Annotated in this window: 12 protein-coding genes; 3 read left to right on the forward strand and 9 right to left on the reverse strand. The window is 57.1% G+C overall.

Features of this window, described 5'->3' with window-relative positions:
• The first annotated feature begins 71 nt into the window (after positions 1 to 71).
• Together AB1724_04840 and AB1724_04845 are read left to right on the forward strand one after the other, a co-directional pair.
• Positions 72 to 1,712 carry a tetrathionate reductase family octaheme c-type cytochrome gene (locus AB1724_04840; protein ID MEW6077113.1) on the forward strand — a complete coding sequence of 547 codons (1,641 nt, stop codon included), beginning with the start codon at positions 72 to 74 and terminating at the stop codon, positions 1,710 to 1,712.
• Positions 1,709 to 2,356 (forward strand): cytochrome b/b6 domain-containing protein, encoded by a 648-nt coding sequence (locus tag AB1724_04845; GenBank protein ID MEW6077114.1) that lies wholly within the window; start codon positions 1,709 to 1,711, stop codon positions 2,354 to 2,356. The genes AB1724_04840 and AB1724_04845 overlap by 4 nt, the downstream gene beginning before the upstream one ends.
• Before the next feature lie 71 nt (positions 2,357 to 2,427).
• On the opposite strand, the gene AB1724_04850 is transcribed toward AB1724_04845, so the two are convergent.
• The 8 genes from AB1724_04850 to AB1724_04885 form a co-directional block, all read right to left on the reverse strand.
• Positions 2,428 to 2,955: a hypothetical protein gene (locus tag AB1724_04850; protein MEW6077115.1), complete on the reverse strand. Its 528-nt coding sequence runs from the start codon at positions 2,953 to 2,955 to the stop codon at positions 2,428 to 2,430.
• 26 nt (positions 2,956 to 2,981) lie between these two features.
• Positions 2,982 to 3,593, reverse strand: a complete 612-nt coding sequence (gene rdgC / locus AB1724_04855; GenBank protein MEW6077116.1) for a recombination-associated protein RdgC — start codon at positions 3,591 to 3,593, stop codon at positions 2,982 to 2,984.
• A 21-nt stretch (positions 3,594 to 3,614) separates the two neighbouring features.
• Positions 3,615 to 4,247, reverse strand: coding sequence for an MBL fold metallo-hydrolase (locus tag AB1724_04860; GenBank protein MEW6077117.1), 633 nt, complete (start codon positions 4,245 to 4,247; stop codon positions 3,615 to 3,617).
• A 71-nt stretch (positions 4,248 to 4,318) separates the two neighbouring features.
• Complete coding sequence (locus tag AB1724_04865) at positions 4,319 to 5,089, reverse strand: ABC transporter ATP-binding protein (protein MEW6077118.1); 771 nt, start codon at positions 5,087 to 5,089, stop codon at positions 4,319 to 4,321.
• 268 nt (positions 5,090 to 5,357) lie between these two features.
• Entirely contained in the window at positions 5,358 to 6,713 is a 1,356-nt protein-coding gene (locus AB1724_04870) for a replication-associated recombination protein A (GenBank protein MEW6077119.1), read from the reverse strand.
• A gap of 155 nt (positions 6,714 to 6,868) precedes the next feature.
• Positions 6,869 to 8,245 (reverse strand): ribosome biogenesis GTPase Der, encoded by a 1,377-nt coding sequence (gene der, locus AB1724_04875; protein ID MEW6077120.1) that lies wholly within the window; start codon positions 8,243 to 8,245, stop codon positions 6,869 to 6,871.
• A gap of 254 nt (positions 8,246 to 8,499) precedes the next feature.
• Positions 8,500 to 9,756 (reverse strand): diaminopimelate decarboxylase, encoded by a 1,257-nt coding sequence (locus tag AB1724_04880; protein ID MEW6077121.1) that lies wholly within the window; start codon positions 9,754 to 9,756, stop codon positions 8,500 to 8,502.
• Positions 9,757 to 9,832: 76 nt separating this feature from the next.
• Positions 9,833 to 10,522 (reverse strand): lysophospholipid acyltransferase family protein, encoded by a 690-nt coding sequence (locus tag AB1724_04885; GenBank protein ID MEW6077122.1) that lies wholly within the window; start codon positions 10,520 to 10,522, stop codon positions 9,833 to 9,835.
• 252 nt (positions 10,523 to 10,774) lie between these two features.
• Here AB1724_04885 and AB1724_04890 point away from each other — a divergent pair, with 252 nt between their 5' ends.
• Positions 10,775 to 12,244, forward strand: a complete 1,470-nt coding sequence (locus tag AB1724_04890) for a CoA-binding protein (protein MEW6077123.1) — start codon at positions 10,775 to 10,777, stop codon at positions 12,242 to 12,244.
• A 99-nt stretch (positions 12,245 to 12,343) separates the two neighbouring features.
• Here the strand turns inward: AB1724_04890 and AB1724_04895 are convergent, their stop codons facing one another.
• Positions 12,344 to 13,567, reverse strand: coding sequence for an aspartate kinase (locus AB1724_04895; protein ID MEW6077124.1), 1,224 nt, complete (start codon positions 13,565 to 13,567; stop codon positions 12,344 to 12,346).
• Positions 13,568 to 13,726: the final 159 nt, after the last annotated feature.

A 13,726-nucleotide genomic window follows, 5' to 3' on the forward strand; every position in this document is an offset into this window, starting at 1 on the left:
ACAGTTTCCCATCCGGAAAGGTGAAAAAGATCATTTCCGGATGGAAAACGAAATAAGGATATGGCTGAAACATGAAAGCTCATAACGCGTACTTCGGGACATTCCGGCCGGGTCCGTCACTCCTGCTCCTCTTTTTCCTGCTCACGGTCCCGGCCTTCCAGGCGCCGGCGGCAACGGAAGGGGCGCCTCCCGGCAATCAACCGGCCCGCCAGAAAGTTGACCAGGCCGGGGCCTGGATTACCGCCGATCATTCCCGTTATGAAATTCTCCGCCAGACGTTTACAACCGGAGCGGATATTTCCAGGGCATGTCTTTCCTGCCACAACGAGGCGGATGCCCAGTTTAAGGAGACCATTCACTGGACCTGGAAAACGGATCCTGACGAAACGGGAAAGGTCATGGGCAAGGCCGGCGATTCGGTGAACAACTTTTGCATATCGGCCAACCGGATGCAGGACCGGCAGTGCCTCTCCTGTCATCCCGGATGGAACAAGGAAGCGACCGACATCAATTGTTTGGTTTGCCATAGCGGCAAGACAATCAAGTGGGAGGAGGCCTTCGAAGATTATAACGCGTTTGTGCGGGAGGGAGACGCGGAATCCCTGGATATGGCCGATGAGATTCAGTCCGATATCCGTTCCGCCGTCACCCGGATCGTCCTGCCCGGGCGAAGTAACTGCGGTTCCTGCCATTTCTTTGGCGGCGGCGGTGACGGCGTCAAGCATGGAGACCTGGATTCATCGCTGACGACACCGGACAAGGCCCTGGATGTTCACATGGCGGCGGACGGGCAGGATTTTACCTGCACCCGCTGCCATACCACCGTGCAGCATCATATCGCCGGCCGGGTATACACCCGGCCGGCGGCGGACAGCCGGCAGAGCCTGATTGAAAACGACCTGGTCTCCAAGATCACCTGTGAATCCTGCCACAGCAGTACGCCTCATGCCGCCGGATCGAAAATAAACGATCACACCGACAAGGTGGCCTGCCAGAGCTGCCACATCCCGGAATTCGCCCGGGTCAATCCCACCAAAATGTGGTGGGACTGGTCCAAGGCCGGAAGGAAAGAGGACGGCAAGGAATGCACGATCAAGGACGAGTTCGGGAAAGACTCGTATCTGACAAAAAAAGGCGAAATGCGCTGGGCCAAGAACGTGCGGCCGGAGTACTTCTGGTACAACGGCTCGATCCAGACGATGACGGTTCGTGACACCATCGATCCGGCAAGCATCGTGCCGGTGAGCCGTCAACTGGGTGACCGGAACGATCCCAGGGCCCGCATCTATCCTTTCAAGGTTCATCGGGGCAAACAGCCATATGACACGGCCGACAACCGGTTGCTGGCGCCGCTTCTTTCCGGCGAGGAAGGGTACTGGACGACCTATGACTGGGATGATGCCTTCAAAAAAGGGATGAATGCCTTCGATCTGCCTTACTCCGGGAAGTTCGATTTTGTCGAAACCACCTATGTTTTTCCCATCACCCACATGGTGGCGCCGGAGGAGAAGGCCGTCGCTTGCCGGGAGTGCCATGTGCATGAAAGCGGACGGCTGGCGGCGCTGACCGGTTTTTATATGCCGGGGCGGGATCAGGTACGTCTCGTCAACCTGTTCGGCTGGCTGGCGGTTGTCGGCTCTCTGGCCGGCGTTGGACTGCACGGCCTGGGACGGTTTGTCGCCTCCCGGCGCAAGGAGGGGAAAAAATCATGAAAGACGGCATGCGGAACGTATATCTGTACACGCGGTATGAACGGTCCTGGCACTGGGTTCAGACGGCCCTGATCATCTTCCTGCTGTTCACCGGGTTTGAAATCCAGGGCTTGTATAGTATTTTCGGCTTCCGCCGGGCGGTTGATCTCCATAATCTCTTCGGTCTGTCCTGGCTCATCGCATTTGCCTTTTTTGTCTTCTGGGCCTTTACCACCGGTGAGTGGAAGCAATACATTCCCACTACCAGAAAAATGTTCCAGGTCATCCGCTATTACTGCCTGGGCATTTTTCTGGGGGAGCCCCATCCGGTGCCCAAGCGTAAAGACGCCAAGCACAATCCGCTCCAGCGGCTGACCTATCTCGGCCTGGCCGCCTTGCTGCTGCCGGTTCAGATGGGCTCAGGATTCCTCTATTGGACCTATAACCAGTGGCCGAAAATGGGATTGGACTTTCTTTCCCTGGAAATGGTGGCGGTCGTCCATGTCGCCGGCGCTTTTGCCATTTTTGCGTTCATTATCGTTCATGTTTACATGACGACCACCGGCCACCGCGTTTTCTCCCATATCCGGGCCATGATCACCGGATGGGAGGAGGTGGAGGAGGATCAGGCGATAGCGGAATGGGAAAAAGCAACGCGGCGATAGAACGGTTCAGTTTTCAGGAGGTATGCCTGTCAGTTCTCTGATGGTTTACGATATGGGCCTGCCGGCCGGAATCACTGGGCGGCGGCCCATTTTTTGATTCCCGGAACGGTTTTTTTCGTCCACTGGTCCGAGAGGCGAAGCTTCAGAAACTGCCGGAAGGTGTGGTGGACAAAGGCGATGATGGTTTCAACGCTGGCCATCCGCAGGAGGAGCGTTCCTTCCAACGCATCGCCGTCTTCAGCCTTTTCGTCTTCGGGAATTTTCAGGCCGGACAGGTCCAGGCTTTCGCCTTTTAGGGTAAAGGACCAGAGCCGGTCGTTCATGCCGCAGAGCAGATTCATCTCCGTCACCATCGCCCCTTTGCTGAGGGCCAGCCGGCCTTCCTCCAGTTCGGATTCACTGCCTTTGATGGTAACGGTCTCGATGGCTTCCTGGCGGCTGTTCTCCAGTACGATCCGGCCGCCCATGTCCAGGGTGACGTCCTGCCCCTGTTCGTCCTTGAAACTCCGCGGCTCGTTTTCCATGATAAACCAGAGCCAGGTCAGAAATTCGTGGCCCAGGTATTTGTAGCGGTTATAAGCGATCGATATGTCGAGCATAATAATTCCCTTTAAAATTTTCTGTTCTAATTAAACTGGCTCGGCGGCATTTTGATCAGCCGTTCCTGGTCGCTGTCGGACAGGTCCGACTCCAGGGTGGCGATGGTGTAAGGGAAAAGCCGGATCAGTCGCAGGGAAAAGGTTTTGGTGAACAGGGTCTCCAGTTCCTCGTTGGCGCTCTTCAGATTGGAAAAGAACCAGAGCCGTCCCTGCTCATAGTGCCAGGCCAGGTCGTAAACTTTGGGGGTGGCCGGAACCCGCACGGCCAGATCCTGCAAAACTTTTTCCTTGATGGTTTTTTTCTCGTTTTTGGAAAGCGGCTTCCGGCCGGTGTTCGCGGCCTGTCGTTCCGCTTCCAGGTCGCAGTATTTTTTAATGACGCTGGCGGGAATCGTCTTTTTGTCGATCCGCAGCGAAAAAATCATGGCCGCCCCGAAGAGAAAAGACCCGGCAACGATTTTCGACGAATAGGGTTGTTCAAACGATGCCCAGCCCACGGCCTTGTCTCCGGGCTGACCGTCGATATGCGGGACGAGATTTTTCTTAAGACAATTGTGGACGGTTTCCGCCACCGGTTTGGCGATTTTTCCCTCAACCCGGTAGCAGGTGATCGATGTGGTGGAAGAAAGCAGACCCATAAGACGATATCCCTGTTCTTGTTATCCGTTGCCGCGCGGCAGGATGCGGACGTCGATTTTCCCCTGGAGAGCGGTTTTCAGTTTAACGGCGTCGTCATCCGATCCGACGATAGCGCCGAAGTGCATGGGAATGACAATTTTCGGTTTGATCATCAGGGCTGCTTCCACCGCCTGTTCGGCGGTCATGACATAGGTGCCGGATACCGGCAGCAGGGCGATGTCGGCCTTGATGTTCTTCATTTCGGGAATGGCATCCGTGTCGCCGGCATGGTAGACCCGGACGCCGTCGATCTCCACGATAAAGCCCAGCCAGCCGTTGGCCCTGGGATGAAACTGCTTGTCCGTGTTGTAGGCCGGGACTGCTTCCACGGAAATGCCGGCGACGGTGACGCGGTCGCCGGGAGCGACGATTTTAATGTTTCCGGAAAGCTTTTTGGCCGAATCTTTTTCCGTGACGATGACCGTATCCGGCCCCTGGACCCGGGCCGCGTCCTCCGGGCTGCAGTGATCGAAATGTTCGTGTGAAATTAGAATCAGATCCGCCGTTTTACCGGCCGCGATCTGATAGGGATCAAAATAAATCGTTTTGGATGCGTCCACGCGGAAGGCGTCATGCCCCAGCCAGGCGATTTGTTGAAGCAGGCGTTCTATCATAGCGACCTCCTCATTAAACAGGATTGTTGCGAACTCGTGCGCGGGCGGCCGGTGGAGGCCGCCCCTACATTTTATGCCTTGACCCCTTGTCCCCTTGAACCCTCACTAAAAGGTTCTTCCGACTCCTGGGTCAACCGGAGAAAGACTTCCTCCAGGTCCGAGCGGTCGGTCCCGGCCTGGAGATGCAGGTCTTCAATGGAGCCGGTGGCGATCAGCCGGCCTTCATGGATCACCCCCACCCGGTCACACACCTCCTCTGCCACGCTCAACGTGTGGGTGGACATGAATATGGTTACGCCGTTTTCGGCCAGGTTCCGGAACAAGCCTTTGACCATTTTCTGCCCCCGTGGATCGAGACCCACCATGGGCTCGTCCACCACCAGCACCTCGGGCTGGTGGAGCAGGGCGCCGACCATGATGAGGCGCTGTTTCATGCCGTGGGAAAAGGATTCGATCAGATGATCCCCCCAGGCTTCTAAGGAAAACAGCCCCAGCAGTTCCTCGGCTTTTTTGACGAAGATCGACTTGTCCATGTGGTAGAGGTCGGCCGTGAATTTCAAGAACTCCATGGCCGTCAGCTTTTCGTAAAGGTAGGGCCGGTCGGGGATGAACCCGATCCGCATCTTGGCTGCCTCCGGCTCTTCGGCCATGTCGATGCCGCAGATGCGTACCGTTCCGGAAGTGGGGGCCAGAATGCCGCCCATGATGCTGATGGTGGTGGTTTTTCCGGCGCCGTTAGGCCCGATGAATCCGTAGACTTCTCCTTTGACGATGGACAGGGAAATATCCCTGACCGCTTCAAACGAGCCGTATTTTTTAATTAGGTGGACGACCTCGATCAAGAGACAATCTTCCTTTTGCTTGGATCCCGGCTCACGTTCCGCTTCGCTCTACTGGCCGGGATGACAACCTGCCTATTAGTGCTGACGGATGCGTAAGAAGCTTTTGTGAGCGACCCCCGAGCATTTTGGGAAAATCGGGATCAACGGCCTTCGCGTCAGGAATTTCTCGTTGTTTGAGGGCGAAGCCCGAGTTCGAGAAATTCAGCGAAGGGCATTGATCCCGCCCAAAAGGGTCGAGGAGCGAACAAAAGACTTCTTACTTATTCCGTCATGCTTCCGTATCCGGCTTATTCTTCTCTTTCTTGTATTGTCGTCTCAACTCCCGCCACCTGTCAAGCCTCGATTTGATCGTCTTCTCATATCCTCGCTCCGTGGGATGATAATAGACGGCGTCGGCCAGCTTTTCCGGCAGATGATCCTGGGGGGCAAAGGCCTCTTTGAAGTTATGGGCGTACTTGTACCCCTGGCCGTAGCCGATCTCCTTCATCAGCCGGGTGGGCGCGTTGCGGATGTGCTTGGGAACCGGCAGGTAGCCGGTCTCCCGGATGACCGCCTTGACGGTGTTGCTGGTGACATAAGCGCTGTTGCTTTTGGGGGCGGTGGCCAGATAAATCGTGGCCTGGATGATGGCCAGATCCCCTTCGGGGGAACCGAGGAAACGGTAGGCCTCCATGGCGTCCAGAGTCAAGCCCAGGGCGGCCGGATCGGCGTTACCGATATCCTCGGAGGCGAACCGCACCATCCGCCGCAGGATATAAAACGGATCCTCTCCGGCCCCGAGCATGCGCTCCACCCAGTACACGGCCGCGTCCGGGTCACTGCCCCGCAAACTTTTGTGCATGGCCGAAATCAGGTTGTAGTGCTCTTCGCCGGTCTTGTCGTAGAGCATGGCCTTTTTGTCCAGGGCCGCCTCCACCAGTTCCAGGGTGATTTCTCCCGGTCCGTCTCCGGCCGGCCGCAGCAGGGCCGATGCCTCCAGGCTGTTCAAGGCCGTGCGCACGTCGCCGTCGGAAAGATCGACGATGTGCTCCATGGCCTCGTCGGACAGGGTCAGGCCCTTGGCGCCCAGACCGTTTTGAGTATCGCTCAGGGCCCGCCGCAGGACCCCTTTCATGGCTTCTTTCCCGACCGGCTCCATAATGATCAGCCGGCACCGGGACATAAGGGCCGGGATGACTTCAAAGGAGGGGTTTTCGGTGGTGGCGCCGATGAGGGTGACCAGGCCGCTTTCCACATGGGGCAGAAAAGCGTCCTGCTGAGCCTTGTTGAAGCGGTGTACTTCATCCACGAACAGGACGGTTCTCGCGCCGGACCGGTCCCGCCGTTCCCGGGCCTCGTCGATCACGGCCCGGATCTCCTTGACCCCCGAAAGCACCGCCGAAATCTGGACGAAATCCGCGCCGGTCATGTTGGCGATGACGTTGGCCAGGGTCGTCTTGCCGCAGCCGGGCGGACCCCACAGGATCATGGAAAAGAGGCTGTCCTTTTCCAGGGCCGCGCGGAACAGGGAACCGGGCCGGGTGATCTGCTCCTGCCCGGCCAGTTCCTCCAGGGTGTTCGGCCGCATGCGGTCGGCCAGGGGCCGGGCGGCGGAGGCGAACTGGGGTTGGCGGGGGGTGTTCATCTTTGATATCTAATAGAGTTTTAAGTTTTAAGGAATTGTTATGTGTTAGTTTTGTATTCTTGTAATCGGATACCGCTCATCTTCTTAACCACTTAATCACTTAAATACATAACCACTTAATCACTTAACACTTAACCACGCTACCCCCCCTAAACTCATTTAGCTCGTTTCGGCGTATTTCGTTTCGGCGTTTTCCCCTTTTTGGCGGCATAATCAATTCGTCCCGTTTTTTCCCGGAAGAAGAGCCGCAGGGGTATTTTGTCCAGGCCGGTGGCTTTCCGCAGGGCGTTGATCAGATAACGCTGGTAGGAGAAGTGAACGGCATCGGGAAAATTGACGAAGCAGACAAACGCCGGCGGCCGGGTGGAGATCTGGGTGGCGTAATTGAACTTCAGGCGATGGCCTTTGTGCAGGGACGGCTGGGTCCGCTCCACCGCATTTTTGATGATCGTGTTCAGGGCGCCGGTGGTGATCTGACAGGTGTACTGATCATAGACCGCGTTGATCTGCGTGAACAGGTCGTCCAGGTGCCAGCCGGTTTTGGCCGAAATCGTAACAATGGGGGCGAAGCTCAGGAATTTGGCCTGGTCCCGGATGTCCTCGAAATAGGATTTGATCTTTTTGCCTTCTTTCCTGGCCATATCCCATTTGTTGAGGACAAAGATGCAGCTGCAGCGGTTTTCATAGGCGTATCCGGCCACGGTGATGTCCTGCTGGGTGACGCCTTCGGCGGCATCGATCAGAATCAGGGCCACGTCACAGCGGTCGATGCTTCGTAAGGTTTTCAGGGCGGAGAACTTTTCCAGCTTTTCCTCCACCCGGCTTTTCCGGCGCAAACCCGCCGTGTCGATCAGCAGATAGGAACGGCCGTTTCTTTCGCAGAGGGTATCCAGGCTGTCCCTGGTGGTGCCGGGAATGTCGCTGACGATCAACCGCTCCTCTCCGAGGATGCGGTTGATCAGGGTGGACTTGCCGACATTGGGCTTGCCGATCACCGCCACCTTGATTCTGTCGTCTTCCTCGGGCTCCGGTTCAACTTTGGGCAGGGCCGCCGTCAGCTCGTCCAGAAAGGTGTTGATCCCGTAACCATGGGTGGCGGACACCGGATAAATTTTTTCTATGCCGAGGCTGTGGAATTCATAACTGTTCGGTTCGCTTCCCTCACCGTCGATCTTGTTGACCAGAGGGAAAACCGGGCAGACGCAATCCCGGAGAAGGGTCATCATCTCCCGGTCGTATGGGGAGAGGCCATGCTTGCCGTCGAGCACCATGATGATGGCATCGGCATCTTCAACGGCCTGGCGGATCTGAAAATTGACCTGGGTGACGATCTCGTCCGGATCGCCGGTCATGAAACCGCCGGTGTCCACAATGGTAAAGGGCACGTCGTTCCACTGGGCGTTCCCGTAATGACGGTCCCGGGTCACGCCCGGCAGGTCGTCGACGAGGGCGTCCATGGACCGGGTCAGACGGTTGAACAGGGTCGATTTGCCGACATTGGGCCGACCGATGATGACGACGACGGGTTTCATTAGAAGTACGGTAGACTTTTATAGTGTTTTAAATTGCCGGAACGTCGATAAAAAAGTGGTTAAGTGTTAAGTGTTAAGTTTTAAGTGATTAAGTTTTAAGTGATTAAAGCCTCAATATTCTGTAAGGTCAACAACTGATCTGAAAAAATAAAACAACTACAATCGATCGCTTCAACATCCCCAACCGCCAACACCTTAACCACATATGTCTCAACCACTTAAAACTTAACACTTAACACTTAACCACTTAAAACTTAATCACTTAAAACTTTTTTCTCAAACTTCAGCGTAGCGAAATAATCGTCCATGGTTTCCTGGCGGCGGATGAGCTCCACGGCCCCGTCTTCGCGCAGCAGCAGCTCCTTGGGCCGCAGCCGGCCGTTGTAGTTGAACCCCATGGCAATGCCGTGGGCGCCGGTATCATGGATCACCATCAGGTCTCCCTCCCGGGTTTCCGGGATCAGGCGCTGGACGGCGAACTTGTCGATGTTCTCGCACAGGGCACCGACCACGTCCACCCGCTCCAGGTTGCCACCCTCCCGGCCGGGCACGCTGATCTCATGGTGGGCGCCGTAGATGCCGGGCCTCATCAGGGCCGACATACTGGCGTCCACGCCCACATATTTTCTGTAAATGTCCTTGTGGTTGATAACCCGGGTGACCAGGGCACCGTGGGGGCCGGTCATGTAGCGGCCGCTTTCGATGAACAGGTTCGGCGCATAGCCGTTGTTCTGGGAAAAACGGAAAAAGGCGGCGGCGATGTTTTCCCCCATGGCCTTGATGTCCAGGGGTTTGTCTTCTGGACGGTAGGGGATGCCAAGTCCCCCGCCGATATTGATGAACTCGAACCGGACGGGCACGGCCCGGGAAATCTCCCCGGCCAGGTCAAGGAGCATTTCGGCGGTAGTGACCATGTAGGTGTAGTTGCGTTCGTTGGAGGCGATCATGGCGTGCAGGCCGAACCGCCGGACGCCCCTGTCATACACGGCCTGATAGGCGGCAACCATCTGGTCGTGGGTCAGGCCGTACTTGGCTTCCACCGGGTTGCCGATGATGGCGTTGCCGGTGCGCCTTTCACCGGGGTTGTAGCGGAAACAGATCAGGTCGGGAATTTTGGGCACCTTGTCGATAAGCGAGATGTCGTCTAAGTTGAGGATGCAGCCGCCTTCGGCCAGGGCCGCGGCGAACTCCTCGGCCGAGGTGTTGTTGGAGGTGAACATGATGTCGTCCGGCCCGGCGCCGAGTTTCCTCGACAGGACCAGCTCCGGGATGGAGCTGCAGTCGAACCCGAATCCCATGGACTTCATGATTTCCATGATTTTCGGGTTGGGCAGGGCCTTGACCGCGAAGAACTCCCTGAAACCTGGCGCCCCGGCCAGGGCGGACACCAGTGCCCGGCCGGTTTCGCGGATGCCGGCCTCGTCATAAATATGGAAGGGGGTGCCGAAGTGGTCGGCTATTTTTTCCACCTTCGGGAAAAGGCGCTTCTTAAAGGTGTCTGACATGGGCATGGGGCTGAATCTCCTTTACCTTGCTCGAAAAAGAAATGTGCCGGATTATAACTTATCGGCCGGATGGAAACAATGATCAGGCATATCCGGATATGTCATCCGCCCGGTCGGTGATCCGGTTCAGCTCGGTTTCTTTTTCCTCTCTAATCTTTTCCAGCGCTTCCTTGGAAGTGCCCTTCGGGATTTTGATCGGCGTGCCGAAGGTCATATATATGGTGCTGAAAGGCTTGGGGATGATGGTCTTATCCCAGGCCTTGTGGAAGGTGATGACACGGGTTCCGGAGCAGGCCATGGGAATAAACCAGGAGTCGGTTTCCATGGCCAGAACCAGCATCCCTTTTTTCATGACCCGCGCCGGCCCCCGTGGGCCATCCATGGGCGTGCCGCAGATCTTGGCCGGTTCCCGGTTCATGTAATCCACCATCTCCATCAGGGCCTCGTGGCCGCCTTTGGATGAAGACCCCCGGATGACGTCATAACCGAACAGTTCCGCCACCCTGGCCGTGAAGTCGCCGTCTTTGCTGCGGCTGACCAGGGTGCAGGCGTTGTTCAATTTCCGGAAATGATAAAAGAAAAAAATGGCGTTGCGATGCCAGGCCCCGGCCACGACATTGCCGGTGGTGCGGTGGTTGGTAAAATACTGATCATAAATGTCCTGATCAATTACCTTGACCCGGACCGTTCCGAACCAGAGCTTTACGATCCATGTCACCAGTCGGGCCAGGGCAGCCATGGTCCATTTGATTTTATGTATATCGGTTCCCATGTCGATTCCTTAAATAAAAAATGATAGTCATGGTAAAAATGGACATATCAGAAAAAACTATAGAAGCGATTGTAAAATATTTCAATAACAAACCCTCGGCCCCTTGATCCCTTGACCCCTCCGCGGAGCGGGCCATGTCGTCTCCCGGGTTGACAGGAATGACCGCTGTTGCTATTCATACCGGCCATAACAAAAAACTTTGCCCCCGGCACAGGCCGGGGTAATCAGCAAGACAGATCAAAGGCAGCGATAATGAACGAACGCATTCAGAAGATGGAAAAGATATTTTCTCCCCGGTCCGTGGCCCTCATCGGCGCTTCCAACAGTTTCGCCAAATGGGGCGGGATCGTTTCGATCAATGTTCTCCTGGGCGGTTTTGCCGGCAAAATATATCCGGTCAATCCTAAAGAAAAAGCGGTTCACGGGTTGACGGCCTATCCCTCGGTAAAAGATATTCCCGGCCCGATCGACCTGGCCGTGATTATCGTGCCGGCCGACGGCGTTCCGGAAGTCATCTCCGATTGCGTCGCCAAAGCCATTCCGGCGGCCATTGTCATTACCTCCGGTTTCGCGGAGCTGGGCGACAGGGGCAGGGTCCTTCAGAATGAAATGCTCAAGCGTGCCAGGGCCGGCGGAATGGTGCTGGTCGGTCCCAACGGCCAGGGCATCGCCGCTCCGGACGCGAAATTTTATCCCTGGTTCCCGACTTTTCGGCCGGACCCGGGCGTCATCGGCATTGCCAGCCAGAGCGGCGGGATTTCCACCGAGCTGTCGGAACAGCTCGCGGAGTTCGGATTCGGCTGTTCCAAGGTGGTCTCGACCGGCAACTGCGCCGACCTTACCTGGCCCGATTACCTGGCCTATTTCCGGGAAGACCCGGCCACCCGGGTTGTGCTGCTTTACATGGAAGGGGCCGGCGAGGGTCGGGCCTTTTTCCGGGAAGCCCGGGACACGGCCCTGAAAAAACCGGTCATCATCATCAAGAGCGGCCGGACCCGGGAGGGCGGCCGAGCCGCCTCCTCCCACACCGGGTCTCTGGCCGGCTCGGATGACGTGTTCGACGGGGCCTGCCGTCAGGCCGGGCTGATCCGCGCCCGGACCCTGGAAGAAGCCGCCGTGCTGGCCGCGGCCTTTGTCACCACCCCCCTGCCAAAGGGCCGCCGGGTCTGTGTACTGACCGGCGGCGGCGGCCAGGGCGTACTGACCGCCGATGCCCTTGCGGACAGGGGCCTGGATCTGGCGCCGCTTCCCCCGGCCACCATTGCCGAACTCAAGAAGCATCTTCCGGCCTGGTGGAGTCCGAACAACCCGGTGGACATGGTGGCCGGCCTGGGCTACGGCGGCCCCAGGGAAATTATCCCCATTCTCATGGAAAGCGGCGCCTTTGACGGCGTCATCTTCAACGGCATCGGCTGGATTTATTCCATGGTCGATCCGGTCAATTTTCCCCAGGAACACAATCCGGTCAAAAAAGGCGCCCGGCGGGTGATTGATGAAGAGGTGGCTTTAAGCCAGGTGCTCATCGAGTATTCCGGCAAGTGGGGCCTGCCCCTGCTGGTCACTTCCAAGGTTCTGCGCCTGGCCATCCGCCGCAATTACGAGGCCATTCTCAACCTGCTCAACAAGGGCATCATGGTCTATCCCACCGCCCATGACGTGGTCAACGTCTTTGCGGCCCTGGCGGACCGGTATGAATTTTTAAAGAAGAATGGAGCGGTTTAACCCGGGCTTCGCCGGCGGGCTAATGCAGCCAGGCCGACAGCATCAGGATGGAAAGTCCGGCAGCCATGACGAACATGAGCTGCCGGACGGTGAAGTGCTTCACGATTCGCTGTCCAGGCCAAAGGCGGTATGCAGGACCTGCACGGCCAGTTCGGCGTATTTTTCCTCGATCACGCAGGAGATGCGGATCTCCGAGGTGCTGATCATCATAATGTTGATGTTTTCCTTGGCCAGGGCCGCGAACATGGTGGCGGCCACGCCCGAATGGCTCTTCATGCCCACGCCGATGACCGAGACCTTGGCGATGTTTTCCGCGGTCAGCACGTCTTCGGCCTTGATCTTCTTGGCCGTTTTCTTTGAAATGGCCAGGGCTTTCTTGAAATCCCCCCGGGGCACGGTGAAGGTCAGGTCGGTGTTGCCGCTGGCCCGGGTGTTCTGAATGATCATGTCCACCAGGATGTTGGCCTCGGCCAGGGGCGAGAAGATCTTGGAAGAAACGCCCGGCTGGTCCGGCACCCTGGTAAAGGTAATGCGGGCGGCATCCTTGGTGCAGGTCACTCCCGAAATAATCACCCGTTCCATTCCAACGGTTTCTTCATCAACAACCATGGTTCCTTCCTCCTCGCTGAAAGATGTTCTGACGTGCACCGGCACGTTGTATTTTTTGGCAAATTCCACGGAGCGGATCTGCAATACCTTGGCGCCCAGGCTGGCCATTTCCAGCATTTCGTCATAGCAGATGACGGGCAGCTTGCGGGCTTTTTTGCAGACCGAGGGGTCGGCGGTGTAGACGCCGTCCACGTCGGTGTAAATTTCGCAGACATCGGCCTTGATGCCGGCGGCAATGGCCACGGCCGAGGTGTCCGACCCGCCCCGGCCCAGGGTGGTGATGTTGCCATCCTTGTCATAGCCCTGGAAGCCGGCCACCAGCACGATGTATTTTTCGGCCAGCAGCTGTTTGATCTTGGCGTCGCCGATGCTGATGATGCGCGCCTTGGTGGCGGCCGAATCGGTCAGGATGTCGGCCTGGTGACCGAGCAGGGAGCGGGCCTTGTAGCCCATGTCGGTCAGCATCATGGCCATGAGCGCCACCGTGGTCTGCTCGCCGGTGGCCATGAGCGCGTCCAGTTCCCGCGGATCCGGATCGGTGGAGGCCTGGTTGGCCAGCCGGATCAGGCTGTCCGTGACGCCGGCCATGGCCGACAGCACCACCACCACGTCGTGACCGGCCTTGTACGTTTTGATCACCCGGTTGGCCACGTTGCGGATGCGGTCGATGTCGCCCACCGACGTGCCCCCGAATTTCTGAACAATGAGACTCATGTTCCCTCGCTGTTTTTTCGGGTTCAGGAAGGCTGAACAGGCTGTCCAACAGCCTGTCGTTTGAGCCCCCGTTTTTATGGTTAAAAATTACAATTTTTTTTCTTTAAAAACCAGTCAAAAATCAAATTATATGCTTGATTTTATTGAAAATACGTTATA

The sequence above is a fragment of the Thermodesulfobacteriota bacterium genome, from assembly GCA_040753795.1.
In the GTDB taxonomy this organism is placed as follows: Bacteria; Desulfobacterota; Desulfobacteria; order Desulfobacterales; family Desulfosudaceae; genus JBFMDX01.